Source organism: Actinomadura vinacea (genome assembly GCF_039532545.1).
In the GTDB taxonomy this organism is placed as follows: domain Bacteria; phylum Actinomycetota; class Actinomycetes; order Streptosporangiales; family Streptosporangiaceae; genus Spirillospora; species Spirillospora vinacea.
Genome location: NZ_BAAARW010000044.1, coordinates 1 through 19,746, shown reverse-complemented (window position 1 = coordinate 19,746; position 19,746 = coordinate 1). Strand labels below are relative to the sequence as shown.

At 65.0% G+C, this 19,746-nt stretch carries 11 protein-coding genes; 7 read left to right on the top strand and 4 right to left on the bottom strand.

Annotated features, from left to right (window positions below):
- Positions 1–123 precede the first annotated feature (123 nt).
- From ABD340_RS44315 to ABD340_RS44285, 7 genes are all read left to right on the top strand, one after another.
- Entirely contained in the window at positions 124–2,082 is a 1,959-nt protein-coding gene (locus ABD340_RS44315; RefSeq protein WP_344597765.1) for a TOMM precursor leader peptide-binding protein, read from the top strand.
- A 5-nt stretch (positions 2,083–2,087) separates the two neighbouring features.
- Positions 2,088–2,912, top strand: coding sequence for a sulfotransferase (locus tag ABD340_RS44310; protein WP_344597763.1), 825 nt, complete (start codon positions 2,088–2,090; stop codon positions 2,910–2,912).
- A gap of 11 nt (positions 2,913–2,923) precedes the next feature.
- Positions 2,924–3,085: a hypothetical protein gene (locus ABD340_RS44305; protein WP_344597761.1), complete on the top strand. Its 162-nt coding sequence runs from the start codon at positions 2,924–2,926 to the stop codon at positions 3,083–3,085.
- Positions 3,086–3,165: 80 nt separating this feature from the next.
- Positions 3,166–3,954 (top strand): phytanoyl-CoA dioxygenase family protein, encoded by a 789-nt coding sequence (locus tag ABD340_RS44300; RefSeq protein WP_344597760.1) that lies wholly within the window; start codon positions 3,166–3,168, stop codon positions 3,952–3,954.
- A gap of 791 nt (positions 3,955–4,745) precedes the next feature.
- Positions 4,746–5,810: a histidine phosphatase family protein gene (locus ABD340_RS44295; protein ID WP_344597758.1), complete on the top strand. Its 1,065-nt coding sequence runs from the start codon at positions 4,746–4,748 to the stop codon at positions 5,808–5,810.
- A 70-nt stretch (positions 5,811–5,880) separates the two neighbouring features.
- Positions 5,881–6,087, top strand: coding sequence for a hypothetical protein (locus ABD340_RS44290; RefSeq protein ID WP_344597756.1), 207 nt, complete (start codon positions 5,881–5,883; stop codon positions 6,085–6,087).
- A gap of 9 nt (positions 6,088–6,096) precedes the next feature.
- A complete protein-coding gene (locus tag ABD340_RS44285; protein ID WP_344597887.1) occupies positions 6,097–6,549 on the top strand; it encodes a DUF6271 family protein in 453 nt (150 codons plus the stop codon).
- A 237-nt stretch (positions 6,550–6,786) separates the two neighbouring features.
- Here ABD340_RS44285 and ABD340_RS44280 read toward each other — a convergent pair whose 3' ends face one another.
- From ABD340_RS44280 to ABD340_RS44265, 4 genes are all read right to left on the bottom strand, one after another.
- Positions 6,787–11,742: a DEAD/DEAH box helicase gene (locus ABD340_RS44280; protein ID WP_344597754.1), complete on the bottom strand. Its 4,956-nt coding sequence runs from the start codon at positions 11,740–11,742 to the stop codon at positions 6,787–6,789.
- A gap of 122 nt (positions 11,743–11,864) precedes the next feature.
- Positions 11,865–15,707, bottom strand: a complete 3,843-nt coding sequence (locus ABD340_RS44275; RefSeq protein ID WP_344597752.1) for an Eco57I restriction-modification methylase domain-containing protein — start codon at positions 15,705–15,707, stop codon at positions 11,865–11,867.
- A 2-nt stretch (positions 15,708–15,709) separates the two neighbouring features.
- Positions 15,710–18,652: a helicase-related protein gene (locus tag ABD340_RS44270; protein WP_344597751.1), complete on the bottom strand. Its 2,943-nt coding sequence runs from the start codon at positions 18,650–18,652 to the stop codon at positions 15,710–15,712.
- Between the two features lie 431 nt (positions 18,653–19,083).
- On the bottom strand, positions 19,084–19,746 hold a 663-nt coding region (locus ABD340_RS44265; RefSeq protein ID WP_344597749.1), incomplete at its 5' end, for an IS5 family transposase.

Sequence of the window (19,746 nt, the reverse complement as noted above, 5' to 3'; positions counted from 1 at the left end):
CCCGTGAGAACGGCCTCGCCGCTCCTGCATCCGTTCGTCGAGCTGTACCAGCTGACACCGCGGGCAGTATTGGCGATGACCGGCCGAACGAGCTTGCGGCTCGTCGGCGATGACATCAGTGCGATGCTGCTGGACGTCGACGGCGCCACACCTGGTCACGTTCTGCGGGACCGGTACGGCCAGGAGCGAATCGGTCAGTTGCTCGGCGCACTGGACCGGAATGGGCTTCTGGTTGACGAAGACTCGGCACGCTCTGCCGAGAGTGTGGGCCCTACCTCTCACATCCGAGTTGCCGCCGACTCCCCAGCGGTTCGGCGGTTCGGAGCGTTGTTGGAGCAGGCGTGGCGGGGCGATGAGCCGACGGTTATGGTCACTGACTCCTACCTTCGATCGCCCCTGAGGCGGCAGGCGGCATCGGCTGCGGGGAGCGGCCGGCCATGGATCCTGGTCAAGCTGGACCTCGAGTCGGTGTGGATCAGTCCGATCTTCGCCTTGGACCAGACTCCCTGCTGGAGATGCTTCCAGCGACGCATCCTCTCGCGGGACGACCGCCTGGCTCTGCTGCACGCGCACGCTTGCCCTCTGCTCACCTCACGATCGGGCGGTGGCGTTCCGGTCGGCCCTGGACCGCCTGAAGCGACACGGGTTGCGAGGCGGATCGAAGCGCAGATCCTTCCTTGGAAGAACGACGAACCCCAGAAGCTACTGCGGCTGCGGGGAGAGGGGGCTATCAACACACACACCGTGATCGCCTACCCAGACTGCGAGCAATGCCGCCGACCTGCGTCGCCTCGCCGCGTCAGGTCCACCGATCTGCTGGCTGGTGTCGAGTCGGTATTTGGCGACTGCGTCGGACCGGTTACCGGGCTGGTGACCGATCAAGGGACGGTGGAGGTTCTGGGGCCGACCAAGGTAGCGGTCGCCAACTACGCGATGCCGGCCCCCGGGGCCGCCTTTTGCCAGTTCAGCCTCGATGCCTCCGGCGCTCTCACGGCCGTGCCGGGCAGAGCCCGCTACGCTTTCGGCGCAGGTGAATCCGAGGAAGATGCCCGTGCTCGGGCGCTCTTGGAAGCCGCTGAGCGCTACTGCACGCTGAGACACGGAGACGAGCCCACCGTCCGTAGCATCCGTGCTGACCTTGATGGTCCTGCCCACGTCCCGAATGACCTCATGGGCTTCAGCGACGACCAGTTGGAAGGCAAAGGGCCGCATAGCGCGATAGAAGTGGAGCCTGACCTGCGCGTGCCCCGCCGGTACCGGGACGGCGACCTCCTCGACTGGTGTGCCGCCCTAACGCTTAAGGGCGAGCAGCGCTGGGTTCCAGCGGCTTGCTGTTACAGATACCCCGACGAGCATCCCGATACAGCGGTCTGCGTGTACGACAGCAACGGCTGCGCCGTCGGATTCTCCCACGAGACAGCCGTCGTAGCGGGATTCTTGGAGAGTGTCGAGCGGGACGCCGTGGCGATCTGGTGGTACGGAAAGATCCCTTGTCCCATCGTCGACCTCCGGTCCTTCGACGACCCGTATGCCAATCGTTTTGTGGCGAGCATCCGATCAGAGGGCCACCAGGTAACGATCTTTGACGTGACCTGTGACACCCGCGTGCCCGTGCTCGTGGCCCTATCTGTCCCGCCCGATCGAGAGGTCCCGCTTCTCGGCTTCGGGGCCCATTTCGACGTGCGCCAAGCCCTGCGCTCTGCTCTGCGCGAGCTCGCCCAAGCGGTGTGCTTTCAAGAGCACGAACGGGCCAAGTGGCAGGGTTTTTCCTGGCGGGCGCAGACTCACCTCACAGAGCCGACCTGCGGAACTCGTCGCTTGAGCGACTACACGCTGCTTGATCGCGAGCCGACGCTGAGCGACTGTCAGACCGCTGCAGACGCCGCCGGCGTTCATGTGCTCGTCAGGGACTGCACACGGCGCGACCTTGCCATCCCCTGCGTGAAGGTGATCATTCCCGGCTTTCGCGGTTTCCGGCCCAGATTCGCGCCAGGCCGCCTCTTCGACGTCCCAGCACGCATGGGCTGGCCGAACCCTCCTCGCTCCGTGACCGACCTCAACACCCACCACCTGCGGGGGTGACGAAAATGCCGCCGAACTTCTTCGTCATCGGCTCCGCCCGAAGCGGCACCACCTCACTACGCCATCACCTTCGATCCCACCCCGCCATCTACGTGCCACCTGTTGACGAGCCCCGATTCTTCGCCTTCGAGGGGGACAACCTGGACTACACCGGGCCGGGCGACGAGATGTTGCGCGAACGGGTCGTCACCGACACCGCCGCCTACCACGCTCTGTACTCGGGAGTGACCAACGAATCCGCAGTCGGCGAGGTCTCTCCTGCCTACCTGTGCAGTCCCGTTGCGGCGGTTCGCATCCATGAGCAGGCGCCTGACGCGAAGATCATCGCCATCCTCCGGCATCCAGTAGAGCGCGCCATCTCCAGCTTTTACCGGGAACGGCTCGATGGCCTAGAGGCGGCTGCGACCCTCCAGGAGGCGCTGGACCTTGAGGAGTCACGACACCGCGCCGGCTGGTCCTACGTCTGGCGGTACCGGCACCGCGGCCTGTACCACACTCACCTAGCCCGCTACTTCGCCCTGTTCCCACGCCATCGCATCAAGGTGCTGCGTTACGAAGATTGGGGCCAGGACCACGGGCGTTTTATGCTGCGATCGATCTTCGAATTCCTTGGCGTGGATACGGACGCGGCCATGCCCAATCGAGTCGCCCACCTTAACTCCACCAGAGCTCAACAGGCCACGTCACGGTACGAGACAGGAGGTGAGCCGCCCGAGGATCTCAAAGCCGAACTGGAACGGTTCTATCGTCCAGAGATCGAACGTCTACAAGAGATGGCAGATATCGATCTCTCCAACTGGCTGCAACCACCAGAGACGATCCAAAGGTAAGGAGCTTCTCCATGAGCGCGCAAGAACAAGCTCTCAATGAAGTCGACACGATTGACATCCCGCTGCCCGCGACCGAAGAGCAGCGCGAGCTCGTCTTGGCCGGTGCCAGCCTGGAGATCGAGGAGATCTCCGCCGACGCCGGTCACTTCTCGAGTAGCTACCGCCGCTGCTGATTCCCAGGGCGCCCCGTCGCTCACACCGGGCGCGGGGCGCCCCCCCGGCCCGCAGCCGGTCAACCCGCCTGGAGAGAGCGATGATTCGATTTCGCGAAGATCTGGGGTTCTACTCCGCCAAGCTCCGCCAGTTCCGCGCCAGGCGGATCGACCCGACCTTGACCAACCACCCCGAGCATCTGACGAAGCTGCGCCGCGATGGCATCGCAATCGTGAAGGATTTCATCCCTCCCGATCGCATCGCGGCAATCGTCGATCAGATCAGCAACAAGACGGACTTGCTCACCGAGCGCACATCGCCCGGAATCGTCAAGCGCAATGCCCGTTTCCTGCTCCTGGAACCAGAGCAGGCCCTCCCGTCAACCCGGGTGTTCTTCCAGAACCCTGAGATTCGCGGTCTAGCTCGTGCCTACCTCTCCAAGGACGCGGTACCCGATCGTCCTGCCGTACAACTCAAGGCCGACATCGGAGAGAAGGCCATCGTCGATTTCTTCCACATCGACGAGTGGCGATACTTGATCTCGGTATTTCTTCTACTGACCGACGTGGGCCCCGACGAGGCCCCCATGGTCTACATGAAGGGAAGCCATCGACAGCGACTATGGCGGATACCCAAGGAACGGGAGTTCTTCTCTTACTACGACCGCCAGTCGGACGGGCAGTACGCGAACGAGGAGAGCCCCTACTGCGGTTGCCTACTGCCGACTGAGGCCCGCCGCCTGCGCGAACGTCACGGCTACTCGGAGATCTTGTGTACCGGCCAGGCAGGCACGTTGATCATCTTTGACAACCTCGGGCTTCACCGGTCGACGGAGCTCCGCGCGAACAAGCGGCTCATCCTCTCCAGCTACTGGATGCTGCCCAAGTAGCCCGCCCACATCGCTCACCGAGGAAGCAAACGGGCCGTCACTAGCGAATTTTGCCCGATCCGCAGGTGACGGCCCGCCGGGACCAGTATTCCACATCCTTCTGCCGCCCTGCGCCGATGTCACCTCTCCACGGCCATCCTCCCGAACGGGCCATCGACGAATTCACACTCGAAGCCGCAGACGCTCTGCGTGTGCATTTGAACAGCCGGCTTCACCCATGATCGCAGTATGAGCTGGTCACCGTCAGCAGTCGCCCTCGCGCCGCGCCGCCCAGTGTCCGTACCAGAAAGAGCACGCTCGAAGCGATCCGCGCCGCAGCCGATCACTTCGAGGCCACCCGCACGAGCCGGGTTGACCGTCACAGGTGCCGCTGGGAGGCGCGTCGGCTCGTGTCCTCCGAACCTCAAGCCTCATCGATGCGCTACTTGAGGCGCGGGGCCGAGGCCGACCCCCGCCATGAGCGACCCGATCATGATCCAAAGCCCATGCGTCGCCTACATCATCAGGCGCGGCTCGCCCCGACGGCGTCGGCCGGTGGGACGCCCACGCGGCCAACGACCAGCCCCGCCGACCATGGACCACGCACACACCCGAAGCCGAAACGGGCTGCGCTAGGCTTCGCCGCGGGCACGCCGCGACCATAGGGGCGCAAGGGTCGCTTCTCTTCCCTCGATACGCGAACGGATGGTGTTGTGAGCCGGCTGTTCGCTGTGCTGATCCGCGGCCTCCCGGGGACTGGGAAGACGACGACCGCTGCACTCCTGCGGGACACGCTCAACCCTGCGGTGCGCGTGTCCAACGACTCCGTGCGGTACATGGCGCAGCCGCGGGACTTCACCACCTTCACGTTGGAAGCGTCCGAGCGGGCGTGCCTGGACCTCGCGATCTCTTACTGCGACAGCGGTTTCCTCCCCATCCTCGACGGCGTCTACGAGGACGTTGAATTCCTGGAGAGCCAAGCGCTGCGCTTCGACCGGCGAGGGTGCAAGCTCATCACGATTTCGCTGACCGCCGAGATGGCGGACCTCGTGGAGCGCAACAACCTCCGCGACCCCCTTCAGCGGATGGACGAGGCCCGGCTCCAGCAACTCCACTCCAGCTACCAGGTCGTCGGCTACCCGTTGCCCATCCGCGGGAAGCTCCCCGAGGAGGTCTGCGACGACATCCTCGACATCATCGAGCAGGAGCGGCCTGACAAGCGTGAGACTCTGATCGGTGAGGACGAGGTCGACCTGCTGTTCATGCGGCACGGCGCACCCGACTATCCCGCGGGGGTTTACCCGGACCCGTTCACCATGGGGTTGTCCGCCCGCGGTCGCGCCGAGGCCCGGGCCGCGCAGCCCGCGATCCGGCGGTTCGCGCCGGACGTCGTCATCAGCTCGGACTTCGCGCGGGCGGTGGAGACCGCCGAGCTGGCCACCGCGGGCACGGAACTGAAGACCGAAGTCAACGAGGCGCTGCGGGAGCGCGTGTTCCTCCAGTTGGTCGGCAAAGAGGTCTCCGCCATCCTGGCCGAGATGGGCGCGGACGGCCAGAGCATCATGGGCGGCAACAGCGATGCGGTGGAGCTCGCGCAGGACGAGTCATACGCGGATGCCCGCGAACGAGTGCTCGACTTCTTCGGGAGCCTGCCCGCGAGGTACGGCGGCAAGCGCGTCCTGGTGGTGGGGCACGGCGGACCGCACCAGTGGTTGGTGGAGCAGGCACTCGGCGTGGACCTCAAAGGTGTGCGCCGGTACCGCTGGGACACCGGCTCCTTCAGCCGCTTCACCCTCACCGCCCGGGAGACCCGACTCGAAGCGATGAACCTCGGTCCCAGCGCGGTGGTGCCCGGCCGTGACCTGGGAGCCGTGTAGGGCACACTGGCGGCATCCTATTCCGGACCGCAACGGCCGTCAGGGCCACCCAGCAATAGGCGAGGAGAACGTGGAGTCTTCGGAGTCCCAGGTCCACCCGGCGCAGTTCCGTGAACGGCTCGACCAGTACCAGCGCTTGGGGAACGCTCCCCTGCGGCTCGTCTACGTACCCACCCACCGCGACTGCCCAGAAGTGTTACAGGCCGTCTTGGATGAGATGCTGGCCGCGGGAGAGTGCTCCGCTGACGAGATCCGACTCCTGCTGATCGACGACTGACCCAGATAGCTGGCGGATGACAACCGCCTGTCCGCCAAGCGCCTGGCGGAGGACTCCGGCCAGGTCATCAACTGGCTGGGTGTCGAGACGTGGGCCGACTTCGTCGACTCGCTGGTGGCGAGCACCGAGTTGTCGGACGCGGAATCAGCGGTAGCCCGGAACGCCCTGCCCAAACCCACCGGTTCCTATGGCGGAGGCATGAACAAGGCCGCGCTGTTCGCCGCCTACCTTGCCGCGGCGACCCTGCACCGGCGCGACAGCGACGAACTTCCCGCCTACGACGAAAGAACCGGCGTGAGCACGCTCGAGGTCGAAATCGCGGCACTGAGCACCGCGCTGCCGACCGGTGCCGGTGGGCACGCAGCCTCGTTCATCGTCGGTTCGAGCGTCGAGGGCGCCGGACCACCGGGATCTCGAGGAGGCATGCCTGCAGTTCGGCGCCGAACTCGAACCCGACGATGATCAATTGTTCTGAGCGGATCCTTACATCAGAGCACGCCCCGGGGTACGCGCCCTGTCACTGCTCGCGGCGCAGCATGCGCGTCGCCCATGGCAAGGACGCGCCTGCGGTCCCACGGCGCCCTTGTTACTGGCCGTATCACCGACTTTACCTGGATCACCATCCGATGGCGTGCTCGGAGGTGATGTTGTTCGAGGCCGTGCTTGCCATGGACAGGGGTCGCTTGCGGCGTGACGTGTTCACAGGGGGTCGTTCACACCTTCGTGATCGTCATGGAGGAGTGTCTTGATTTCAGTTGCGCAGCGGTCGACGTTACGGACGATTTCGCCGCCCCAGAAAGACAGGACAGTCCACCCTGCCTGTCGCATGGCGTCCCGTTTTGCTTTATCGGACTCTTGGCGTTCGGGGGTGTTGTGGTGCTTCCATCCGTCGCAGAAGACGGCGATCTTCTGGTGGGGCCAGGCGAAGTCTGCAACGGTGATCGGGCGGGGGGTCCCGTCGGTCGAGCCCCGGTCTCCCCACGGATACTGGGCGTGGCCTCGTGGGACTCCAAGGGTCATCAACGCTATGGCCAGGCGCCTCTCGATGGCCGATCGGGGTCTGCCGACGAAGACGTCGGAGTAGGTGGGGACGCGAAGGCCGGCGACGTCGGGGGCGTCGATGAAGTGGCGGAGGAAGTCGGCTGCCACCTGGCGGTTGAGCAGGTCACCTTCGAGCTGGTTGCTGAACGAGCGGAGGCATGCGTAGCAGGACCGTTCGCAGGAGCAGTTGTCGAGAACGGGGACGAGGACGGCCGCGACCTCGCCGAAGCGTTCGGCGAGTTGGCGGAGGTAGCCGGCTCCGCCAGGGACCTCTTCGTACAGGACGGCGAGGCGCATGGAGGCGTCTTCGCTTTCAGGGTCGGGCCTGGGCCAGTCGAACCCGGCGACCTCGTCTTCCCCGGCCTGTAGGACGACCCGGCAGCCCAGATCCAGCGCGGCCCTGACGCTGGCGAGGAACTCCTCCAGGTGATCCGGCGGAATGTCGAAGGTCTCCAGGTCGGGAAGGATCTGCAGGCAGTCGACGCGACGGTCGGTTTGCAGGACGCTGGGATCAAGCCTTTGGTTGGTGCAGATCGCGTCGTGGAGTTTGATCCGGTTCTTCTGCGCCTGGGTGGGCTTGGGCCCGGGGATATCGTCGAACCATAGGCCGCAACCGGTGCAGATGATGAAGCGTTCGCTGTCTCGGTGATCCTTGGCGACGCGTCCTCGGTTGAGGATCGTGAGGTCGGCACCGCGTTCCCAGTGCAGGACGAGGCCGGGGCGTTCGAACAGCCATGTTTCGGCGGTGTTGGGGGCGCCGAGATGGTGACTGACGTCGAAGGGCGTTCGTGAGCGGTGTTCTTCGTCGGCGGCGATGCGCTGGCGACGCGTGGCACGCATGGCCCGCATGGGAACGCTGAGCTGGGGGTTCAGCTCGTCGCTGTTGCAGGACATGCAGTGCGCGTCGGTGGGCGCGTTGACGGTGTCGCAGCGTGTGCAGAGGTTGATATGGCTCAGGGCTCCGACGCCGTCGGAGTTGATCAGGTTGGCGCGGCGGAAGTCGACCTGGTCCACCAGCCACTTGGCACCGCGGGCATAGACCAGTTGCCCGGGTGCGTAGTCCTTGAGTGCCTGGACCGAGTCTTGGGCGAGCTCGGTCGTCTCCCGTTCCAAGACCAGTGTGGTGGTGTCGGTTGGGAAGGCGTAGGAGGGCAGGAAGCCGACGTTGCCCAGGTAGGAGAGCACGTAGGCTCGGTTGCGGTCGGTGCGGCGCATGGCTTCGAGGCTGGCGCTGATGCTCGCTAGGGCGCGGGATGCCTCCCTGTCACCGGGACGGTTGGCGGCCTGGGTCCACTCCTCGATGAGGGTTTTCTGCCGGATCCGGTACCCCTCGACCGCCTTGTTGAGATCATCGATCCAGGAGTCGACGACCGAGCGGGCCCAGTCCTCGGTCAACCATGGCAGGTCTTCGTCTCCGAGACCGAGCCGGAAGGAGCGATGAATCCGCTCGGCGATGCGTTGGCCATCTTCGGCGAGGGCGGCCTGTACGTCCTCGACCCCGTGAAGGTCACCAGCTTGGTCCTCGGTGACCAGGGCACGCATCCATACCGGCAGGTCCTGGCCGCATAGCTCCAGGGCCATGGCCCGCGCGTGGCGGGTGATGACCCGTTGGTTGTCCAGTAGGAAGGCCGGCGGGCGGATGGCTCCGCGGATCATTTCCACGGGCCGGGCGTAGTAGTAGCTGTCGTGCGGCATGCCTCCGGCGAAGGTGACGACGAGTGCGACGCGCTCTTCACGGCGTCCGGCCCGGCCGGCGCGTTGAGCGTAGTTGCTGGGCCGTGGCGGGACGTTACGGAGAACGACGGCAAGGAGCTGCCCGAGATCGACGCCCAGTTCCAGCGTCATGGTGCACACCAGCAGGTTCAGCTCGCCGTTCTTGAAGCGTTCTTCGATCTGCTCGCGGGTCTCCAACGGGATCTGGCCGGAGTGCTCCTCGGCCTTCACCACGAGCGGAGCGTCGCTGGTGACGAGTTGTCGTTCGTGGTCCTCGGGATCTCCTTGCCAGGGCTCCAGGCGTCCCATGCAGTTGAAGGTGGAACAGCGCCCCCTGGGTGACTGTTCGGGCTGTACGGTCCGGCAGGCGCGGCAGCGGTGGAGTGTTTCGGCGGCGGGCCGGATCTCCATTTCCTGGGGGTCGACCTGCCGTAGCAGAACCCGCGAGCGTCCACTTCCAACTTGGGTGTCGCGGAGCAGCCCGTGCCGGACGAGCAATTCGACCGCGTTGCGTGTCCCGCGTTCCACAGCGTCGCTGTTGGTCACCTGGGGAAAGGCGATCTTGACCAGCCGGGCGGCTGAGCCTTTGACGCCCATGCTCAACGGGTTCGCTCCCGGCGCCTTGACCGTGGTGTCCCCGAATCCGGTCACGGTGTTGCCGCCGCGGAGGGTGGCGCCGGCCTCGGCCAACTCAGCTTCCACTTTGGCGTCCAAGCGCGCGCTGAGTAGCTCGTGGGCGACGCCTCCACGGGTGCGGGCCAAGTCGAGGATTCGGGCGAGCAGCCAGCGAGCCGCGACGATGTCGCCACCGAGGTGTGCGGTCAACGGCTCCAGGGCCGCATCGCTGAGAGCCTCCAGAGTGGGGTAGCCGACGGTGATCACGCCGAGACGCTCCAACGTGGGCGGGCGCCGCTCGTCGCTGGCGATTTCACCGAGCACATCCCACTCACAAACCCGCAGGGCCCGCTGACGAGCGTCCTTACCGGCCGGATTCAGATACAGGCCTGACTCCTGGCCTCGCCGGAAGACGTCCTCCACTAGGCCGTTGAAGCTTGCGTCCGGACGAGCCTCGCGAGCACGAGAGGCAACGCTCTCGACGATCATGCGCCGTACTTGAACGGCACGGGACCGGTCACGTACGTAGCCCGCTTGAAAAGCGGTGTCCTGCCGGGAGTCGGCGAACACAAGCAAGCGGCGGAGCATCTCATCGTCACTCTGGTCGGCCAATCCACTGTGCAGGCTGAACGCCGCTGCCGTCACCGCAGCGGCCGTACGCGCGGTGAACTCCTGAACGGCTCCCCCATTGGGGCGCAGATAGCCGCAGACCCGGCACCGCGTGAGCGGCCGACCAGGGTCGGGAACAGCGATGAACACCGCGCGGGTGGGCGCGGCGCAACCGAGGCAGGTGTCGCCATGGGCGTCTTTGCCGCACACGGTGCAACGTCGCGCCGGGTACCACGCCTGGCTACGCGGTTTTGGGTCTTCCAACGGCTCCTCAGTAATCAAGCGACGGGCCACGTACCGCATTGGCGGACCGCCCGGCTCGTCGCTCTCCAAGTCATAGTCCTGACCGCATCCCAAGCACACCCCGACCGGGGTCGTGGAACGCGCCTCGCAGCCATCAGCGGTGCAAGTGAGGGCGCCGTCGAGCAGCAAGTGCTCAGCCTCCGCCGCGCAGCGAACCGGGTTGGGCAAGCCGCGCAAGAACAGGTGGACCTTGGCCTCCAAAACCGGAGGGCCCTCGGAGGTATGGGTACCCGCGCCCAGCAGCAACCACCCGGCAACCTCATCGTGGATAGCCGCTCGCTCTACACCCGTCCGTTGTGGAACCGCGGCGAGCGCCTCCACCAGTTCCTCGATCGTTGTCGGGGTGGCAAGCCGGGCACGAAGCAGGTCGAGCACCGGGCTGGACTGCGGGTCACCAAGTATCGCCTGGAGACGGCCGATACCGCCACCATCGGCCAACGCATGGCGAAGCGCCTGCCGATCGGGGGGCGATCCGATCGCCTCAGGAGAAGGGGCAGGTTGCTCAACCGCCGTCTCCTCCACAATCGAGTCGACATCGAAAGCGGAGGCGAACAGGCGCCTGGCGAACGCAGCTGTACGGCGCAGATCCGCCGCGTGGTCTCCACCGGCGCTGACCGTCGCCGACAGGCCGATGCACACCAGACCGGCCGCGTCGACGTGGCCACGGAGCCGTCGGATCAGACCGGCGATCTCGGTGCCGAGGGCCCCCTGGTAGGTGTGCACCTCATCAAGGACCAGATGCCGTAGAACACCGGAACCAAACAGCTGACGGTCATCACGCCGGGTCAGGACGTACTCCAGCATGGAGTAGTTCGTCAGCAGGATGTCGGGCGGGTTCTCCTGCATCCGAGCCCGTTCGTGCTGCGGAGTGGCGCCGGTATAGACGCCATAGGTCAACCCCAAGGCGTCGCATGCAGCCCGCACCCGGTCCTGCTGGTCGTTGACCAGGGCATTCATCGGATACAGCGCGATGGCCTTCACCCCGGGGCGATGCCTGTTGAGATACGCGTGCGCAACTACCGGGATGAGGAACGCTTCGGTCTTACCCGACCCGGTACCGGTCGCCACCAGGGTGTTCTGGCCGCCATGGATCCTGGTGATCGCCGTAACCTGATGGGTGAACAGGCGTTCAACCCGAGGAAACGCCTTGGCTAGCTCCGGCGGCAGGCCGAGCCGACCGACAAGCTCGGCCAGGGTGGCATCCAGTTGGAACCTGGGTTGCACCGACAGGTACGGACCCCGCCACAGCAGCGCGTCCTCATCGACCATGTGCTCCAACTGCGCACGAAGGCCAGGATCGGCAACCGGGTAGGTGGTCCAGGTGAACCGCCGGTAGTCATCACGCAGCCGCTCGGCCAGCTCAAGGGGATTCATACCGGTCGCCTCCCAGTCGCCCTCTCCACCTTGCACACGGGCATGTCTCCCAAACCGGAAGGTGCCCAGGCGAGCAATGTAGCGGCCGATACTGACAAGCGGGTCTCATGGCGTGACCAGCTTCAGTCAGCCAAACGGGCGAAATGCTTGCGAACGAGCTGCTTGTACCCCTCATCGGGACGCACCGGACTGCCCTCGGGGTCGGCACTCTGCCTGAAGTCAGCGAGGATCAACTCTAGATGCTGCGCCGTCAGCCCATAGAGATGAGCCACGCGGGCATCGAGCTCGGCCCGAAGATCACGTTCCTCGTTCTTGGACAGAGAAGCGCACTCGACGCCGAGCACCTCAGCAAGCTCCTCGAACTCCGGCGCCCGACAGGTCAGCCGCGCCGAGATCCGCACGACCTCAGCGCCCGGACCACGGTCAAGCGGAACGTCCGGAACCGGCAAGGTAGCCATGATCGACTTGGTTACATGCGCACTCGCTTTGCGACGCACGATGAAGTCCCAAACGAGACTATTCATAAGCGCTACTACATAGACCATGGCGTCAGCGCCAAGGACGGTGTGATAGCCGTTCCCCAAAGGGTCCCAACTAGACCGATAGAAGTAGTGCACCGTGTGGGCGAGCGAAGTGCCGGGAGGCAAAACTGCGGCGATCAGTGTGCGTTCATCACTACCCCGCGCCGTTTCTCGAAAGCAAGGTCTGTAGTGATCTACTGGAGGCTCCAAAACTCCCACGCGAGGCCCATCAGCCAGCAGAACTTTTTCACCTTTACGCCTTGCCAACCCATTAACATTCTTCTTCTTGGCCCGCTTTCGTGCCCGGTTAATGAGAGCCTGCTCACCGAGTTCATACTTCAGGCGGTAGACCGGCTCAGCGAAGTCATGGACGTATTGGTGAATATGTTTACCTTCTCGCAGCGGAATCCCGGTACCCTCGACACTGAAGTATCGCCGGTCATCGTCGAGATGCAGTTCCCTACCCCAGTCGATCCGCCAGCCTCCAGCATCCATTTCATCGAGGAGATAAGGCCGATCGCCATAGATTGCAGTAAGGAGATCTAGCAGTGCCGAGTCCCGGGCGTCAGGAATAGCAAGGGTATCTGGAGCTAGCGCTTCGATCGTGCTGAGCGAAATAGGTAGCGTACGCCGCTCCAAGTCGAGCAGATGCTCCAATTGCGATACATCACTTGTGAACGGCAGAGGATCGGTCGAACCACCAGTCCCGGCCACCAGCAACAAGAACTGTTCACGGCTGTCAATTGGGAAGATTTTATTAACATTATCACAGAGCACGAACTGCTCAACGGTGCAGCGTTCGAGCAGCTCACGACGATGTTCCGCAGTGGCGGCATCCGATACCACACCAGAGTCGATCACAATTCCGAGCCTGCCGCCTGGAGCGAGCAATCCCAACGCCCGCTCCAGAAAGGTTCGGTAATAGTTAAATGTAGTCCCGTGGGAGTACAGCATCCGATATGCGCCAGAGCTACCGATGAACCTCTTCACACCTGCCAGGTGTGCGTCTACCTGTGATCCGGCCGCAGCCACATTAGGCAACTCCTCCAGCGCGGCCTGCCGCCTCAGCTTCTCGTTCTTTTTCCTCAATAGCGAGTAGGACGGGTCGAATCTCCCGTAAAATTCGGCCGCCTTGAAGGTAATGGCCTCCCATGGAGGATTTCCGATCACAGCATCGAAGCCAGCATCCGCACGCCGCTTTCCTTGGGCGTCGAAGAAGACCTCGGGGAATTCAACCTCCCAGTGCAGCGGTCGTACCGTCTCGCGAATCCGGTCAGGGATGTCGGAGATATGGGGAACGAGTGCATTACCGTGCTCGATGTCTCGACGTCCGGATAGCCATTGGGCGCTATTGCGCTTCAGTTGCTCGTCTTCAAAGAAGGGGGCGACCCACCAATCACCGAGAGCTTGCAGACGCTTAAAGTCATCCCCTTTGACCAGACGGGCGAACGTCTGCTCCTTCTCACGAATGTCCAGCCGGTCGTCCGATGGGGCAACGGCCAGCCTCCGGCGTACCCTGATAACACCGGCCAGATCAGGTGCCGGGAGGTCGAAGAGACTGGGTTGTAGCTCGTCGTCGGCCGATGCTGCAGTCTCGGTGTTGCGGCCCCCCTGCGCCGGCGCCGGGACGCCTTCCCAGGTGTCCAGGCTGGCGCCGATCACCGCGTCTCCGCAGCGCAGATGGGCGTCGAGGAAAGACAGAGGTTTGCCGACTGCCATCGTCGCCAGCCAGAGCGAGACCTTGGCGAGTTCTACGGCCATAGGGTTCAGGTCGACGCCGTAGATGCATCGTTCGACGATCAGGCGGCGGTAGGCGGCGCGCTCGGTGTCATCCAGTTTGTGGTCGAGGGCTTCCCCCGCACGTGCAAGCGCTTCGCCGTAGGCTTCGGTGAGCCGGTGTACCGCTGGCACTAGAAAGGCCCCAGAGCCCATGGCGGGGTCGCAGATGCGCAGGTTCAGGATCTGCTCTGGTGTGGCGTTTTCCACCAAAGGGCGTAGTGTCTCGCCAACGAGGAAGTGCGCAAGCGGTCGTTTGGTGTAGAACGAGCCTGAGCCCTTGCGCTGACCTGTGGCTTCGAAGAGGTAGAAGGATCCTTCCTCGTACCGCTCCAGTTCCTCCGCTTTGTCCGGCAACTGGTCGGCATTGAGTACCTGGATGATGGCGGACTGGCCTCGGCCGACGCGGGCCAGGACCTTGGGGGTGTCGGCGATCTGCGGTTCGAACGACAGCAGGCCCTCGTAGATGCTGCCCAGTTGTTCGACGCCGAGTTCGCGGTAGTTGACGGGCCGTCGTCCCACGGTGTCGCGCCGGTTGATGCTGGTCATCGGCTCGGTGTAGGACAGGGCGTCGATGACGTCCCGTACGAAGGTGTCGCCGATGGTCAACTCGGTGTCATCGAGCAGTGGGCACTTTTCCGGGTCGAAGAGTCCGCCGTTGAAGCCGGTAATTTGTAGTTCGCCTGCGTCGGCGCCGCCGCGCAGCAGGCCCCATTGGGCGCGCAGCGTGTTCCACAGGTATCCGCTGTCGGGTTCCCAGGGGGCGCCGGGATCGAGGATCTGCCGTCGCAGGGTGCGTAGGGAGTAGCCGTGGTCATAGGCAGGTGTCCCGACCGGGAGCAGCCCGCGGTCTTCGGCATAAGCGACGAACAGTAGGCGATATGCGATCTTGAGTGCGTCAGCGAACAGATCGCGTGGTGTGGGGGACGGCTGGCCGCGGCGGCCCCAGTCGGCGAGCGCGCCGTTGGCGAGGGCGATGATCGCGGTACGGACTCCGCCGGACAGATTCTCGCTGACCGAGGTCGCGGCATCGCCACTGGCCGTTTCGAGCCGATCCCACAGGGATTCACCAGTGCCGTCGGGGGTGAACGCTTCCGGGCGGAACAACGCCCACAGCACGCGCCATTCGTGGTCGTCGCCCAGGTCTGCCAGTCCTGCGAGGTCGACCGTGAGGTAGCTTGCCTCACCGCCAAGACCAGGGTCGCGGCGGATCACTCGGAGCTCGGAGCCGTTGCTGAGCAACACGGCGGGCAACGAGCCTTCACGGGCACAAACCTCGGCTTGGCGCTGGGGTCGTAGCTTGCCTGCGCGTCGGCCGCTGGGCGCGGCATCGAGGTGTTGACCGGCCGGGGCGATCAGAACCCAGGCTCGGTCATTGCCCGGATGGTCTGCTGCGTGGGCGGTTAGCGGTTCCTCCACTAGGGGCAGAGTTGAGGGGAAGCGCCAGCCAAAGCACGCGAGCCAGGTGAGCATGCGCTGCCGGGTCTGCCCGGCCGTACTCGTCTCATCAACATCTGCGATCAGACGGCGCAGTTCCCAGCGCGCCGTGCGGATGCCCTCGTCGGCATCCTCGGCTCCGACCCGGCCTTGCTGGTCGTGTAGGAATAGTCCAGGGTCGGACAGGTAGTAGGTGGACAGCGTGGTCCCGGCCACGGTGATGTTCAGCATGCTCAGGCCTCCACGCATACGACGCAGCCCACCGGCTCGGCCGGGTCCACGTCAGCTACCTGAAAGCCGCGCGATAGCGCCTGCCGCCGGCGGTCGAACTCCTCGTCGACCAGGGTCTTGGCCTCCTCAAGGCTGTGGAAGCCTTCGTTGCCCATGTCGGCGAACAGCCCCAGTTGCACGACGTCCCCAACGCTTGTGCTGAACCGGCGCTCGGCTTCGGCCAGTTCAGCCTTGTGCCAGCGATTCAGATCCCTATTGAGCCGGTCGGCTTCCGCGGACAGTTGGGCGCGCAGGCCTTCGGCCCGATGGGCGAGTCGGCGGGATGCCTCGGCCTGTGCGAGGTCGGCGGCGGTTTCAAAGCTTCCGGAGAGTTTGTGCCATGCCTTGTCAACTGCGCCGTTGGCGTCGGCGACGCCGCGCTGGCGCAGGCGTTTGAGGTCAAGGCCTTCGTCCTGGCTGGCTTTTCCCGGACGGCCTTCCTCGTGCGGAACGAACACTGGGACCAGCGGTTCCTCCAAGACCCTGCGGTCGTCGGAAACGATGCGCCCGACAAAGGTGAACAGCCACCCCTCGTCCTCACCCGAGATCGGCCGTACTGCAACACGATCCCGAGCGCCATCGTCGTACAGGCGGGTGCGAACGCGTTGAAGCACGGCCCGCACCAACGGGTGGACCGGTGTCAGGAAAGCCAGCCCGCGGTTGGCGGGGTGCAGCGCCACAGCGCGGCTGAAGGTGGCCTTGAACGGTTCGGCGGGAACCTGGGGGTACTGGGTGAGCAGCGGGCCCGGACTGATCTCAACGATCTCGCCGCCTCCGGTCACGCGGCCACCACTTTGCTGCACGACCGAGGTCACCAATCGGCGGAATTCCTCAAAGTCCGGCAACAGCCAGCGGGCCAGCTCGCGAGCGGTGCTGGTATCGGCCTCGGCTTGTTGTTCATTGCGCATGCCCTGCATGAGCACCAGAGCGCCTGAGCGTTCCAGGTACTGGCGGACCTGATGGACCGCCCGCTCCAGCCGTTCCTCCAGCTCCTGTTCGGGCAGATCTTCCAAGAGCCCGTCGATGACATCGCTGCGGCCGGCTACGCCCAGCACGTCGCTGCTGGAGCCGAGCTGCTTGGTGATGACGGTGAGCTTCTCGCGAAGCCGTTGCAGAATCTCCTCATCGCGCGTGTTCGCCAGGTAGAGATAGCTGATCTCCACGATGTTCTGCTGGCCGTACCGGTCCACACGCCCGTTGCGCTGTTCCAGCCGGTTGGGGTTCCAGGGCAGCTCGTAGTGCACGACGACGTGGCAGGCGTCCTGAAGGTTGAGACCCTCTCCAGCAGCGTCGGTCGCGAGCAGAATAGCTCCCGGGGCGCTGGAGAAACGCTCGAGGATGGCTCGTCGCTTGACCAGCGGTACAGTACCGTCGATGCGCAGCAGCGGCCCGAGCCCCAAGTTCTGTTCCAGGTAGTCCAGCGTGTCGCGGTACTCGGTGAAGATGATCACTCGCTCACCGCGGCGGCCGGACCGAAAGCCTTCCAGCCAGCCGCGTAGCCTGGTCAGCTTGCTGTCGTCACCCGGCGTCAAGGCTTCGACCTGCTGCAAGAGCGTGCCGACGAGGCGTTGCTCCTCCCTCAGATCCTCTTCCGGCAGATGAGCCGCCACGCCCTGCAGCCCGAGCTCCTCGACCGTCAGCAATTCGGTCTCCGGCAGAGCCGTGTCGCCCCGGTACTGCTGCAACGCGTCCAGGCGCCTGCGCCCGGTGTGACCCACGGCTGGCACACCGAGGTTCTCCGCGCGTCGCCGAAGACTCTGAAGCAGCGCGTACGGGCTGGACAACGCGCGTTTCCGCAGCACCTCCAGAGCGAAGGCCTGAACGTAATAGGAGTCGGTATCTCGTAGCGCCCGCAGCACACGCTTGCTGTGGCCACGCAGTCGCTGATGAATCTCCTTCTCCCGAGCCGTGGGGTGCACCTCGATCGGCTGCGGAGGGTACCGCCGACTGATCGGCTGCGGAGGGTCACCACGGGCCACGTCGTCCTTGAGCCGGCGCACGATGTACGGGCGGACCACCTCCGGGTCCAAGCGACCGTCATCCGCCGCCAGATGAGGCGACAACAGCTGCAGCAAACTCGCAAACGACTCCTGATAGCCGTTGTGCGGAGTAGCGGACAACAGCAGCAGTTCCCGACCATGATCGGCCAACACCCGCGCCAGACGACTTCGGTCGGTAGCCGACGAACGGCCCTCACCGGCGTAGGCCCGCGCCACATGATGCGCCTCATCGATGATCACAACGTCGAAGGGGGGCGCGGATTGGATCGCGCCCAGGTTGTTCTTGAGGTAGTCGATCGAGGAGACCGCGTACGGCACCGCGGTCCACGGGCTAACCGTGGTCGGGTTGTCACGGCGCAACTCCAGCCACTTTTTGCTGTCGACCTTCGTGAAATCCAGGTTGAACCGGAACCGCATCTCGTCAACCCACTGGTCCTGCAACCCGGCCGGACAAGCGATCAACACCCGGTCCGCACGCCCTCGCCGCGCCAACTCCAACAGCACCAGGCCGGCCTCGATGGTCTTACCAAGACCGACATCGTCAGCAATCAGGACACGCACCCGCGGCTGACGTATCCCCGCCAGCACCGGCACCAGCTGATACGGCTCGACATCGATGCGACCGTGCTCAACGGCGAGCAGATCCCCCCGGCCATGCGCCATCGTGAGCGCAAGAGCGTCGTGCAACTCGGCCAGCCGCACCGGGTTCCCCGGCTCGAACCGCAGCCCCGAGGCGACCTCTGGTTGCAGAGTCGGCTCCAGAGCGGCCAGCACCGTCACTCGCCGAGGACCCGGGCGATCATCAGAACGACGCAACTCCAGGAAGGTCTCCGCGCCCCCGCCCCGGACCGCCTCCACCTCCCACAACCGATCCCGAAGACGCACCCGCATGCCCCGCTCGAACATCCCTGTAGCGCTCCCTAGCCCCATGCGACCGGCGAGCCTGAAGGCTATCGCCGATGACTTCCTCGCATCGACCATCGAGGACGATGGGAGTAACCCAGCTTTCTCGGCCGCCGCGGCTTGTCCGCCGCGTCGGCGCCCGACTCCCGCAGCTGTCGCTCACCGCCACGCGGCCCTGAGCTCAGCCGAGCGTCTCCTCTTTCGGCCCGGAGGCAAGAGCGTGGCTGCCCACCGGATGGCTACGCGCGGACACGCTCGGCTGCCGATTGGTTGCGGGCGACGGCCTCTCCGTGCCGACCGGCATGCATCAGTGGGCCCTTTCTAACAACTCATGACCAGCTGTCAGGTTCTCGTCGATGTGGCCAGTTCCGGAGTGATGTGGCCAACTGGGTGGCCAGTCCGGGATGAGGTGGCCACCATTACTAGGGCGTGTTTCAAAGGCAGGTCAGCCAGTCGTTGATGGCGGCGATGTGGAGGACGGCTTCGTAGAGGACGGCTTCGTAGAGGACGGCTTCGTAGAGGACGGCGAGCTTGTCGTAGCGAGTGGCCACGGCGCGGTGGCGTTTGAGCCGGTTGATGCCGCACTCGACGGCGTGGCGCTGCCGGTAGTCCAGTGCGCAGAACGCGGGCGGGCGTCCGCCGTGGCGGCCTCGGTTCTTACGGTGCCTGAGCTGGTCGGCCTTGGGTGGGATGGTGCAACCGATACCACGTCTGCGCAGGTAGGCGCGGTTGGCGCGGGAGCTGTAGGCCTTGTCGGCCCGGACCCGGTCCGGTCGTCTGCGGGGACGGCCCACGCCCATCCGGGGCACCCTGATCGCCTCCAGGACGGCCCGGAACTGCGGCGAGTCGCCGCGCTGACCGGCGGTGACCAGCAAGGACAACACCTTCTGGCCCTGCTCGCAGGACAGGTGGATCTTGGTGGTCAGCCCGCCCCGCGACCGGCCCAGCGCGTGATCGGCGGGTTCATCGCCGGCTCCGCCCGGAGGTTCCTTCTGCTCCTGCGGCCGGGTGCGGGCTCCGGCGGCGTGCTGATGCGCCCGGGCGATGGTGGAGTCCACACTCACCTCCCAGGTGATCAGCGCTGCCGCATCCGCCCG

Coding starts and splice junctions, on each gene's coding strand:
- ABD340_RS44270 (WP_344597751.1), bottom strand. CDS start 18,652: ATGTTCGAGCGGGGCATGCGGGTGCGTCTTCGGGATCGGTTGTGGGAG.
- ABD340_RS44310 (WP_344597763.1), top strand. CDS start 2,088: ATGCCGCCGAACTTCTTCGTCATCGGCTCCGCCCGAAGCGGCACCACC.
- ABD340_RS44275 (WP_344597752.1), bottom strand. CDS start 15,707: ATGCTGAACATCACCGTGGCCGGGACCACGCTGTCCACCTACTACCTG.
- ABD340_RS44300 (WP_344597760.1), top strand. CDS start 3,166: ATGATTCGATTTCGCGAAGATCTGGGGTTCTACTCCGCCAAGCTCCGC.
- ABD340_RS44305 (WP_344597761.1), top strand. CDS start 2,924: ATGAGCGCGCAAGAACAAGCTCTCAATGAAGTCGACACGATTGACATC.
- ABD340_RS44315 (WP_344597765.1), top strand. CDS start 124: ATGCTGCTGGACGTCGACGGCGCCACACCTGGTCACGTTCTGCGGGAC.
- ABD340_RS44280 (WP_344597754.1), bottom strand. CDS start 11,742: ATGAATCCCCTTGAGCTGGCCGAGCGGCTGCGTGATGACTACCGGCGG.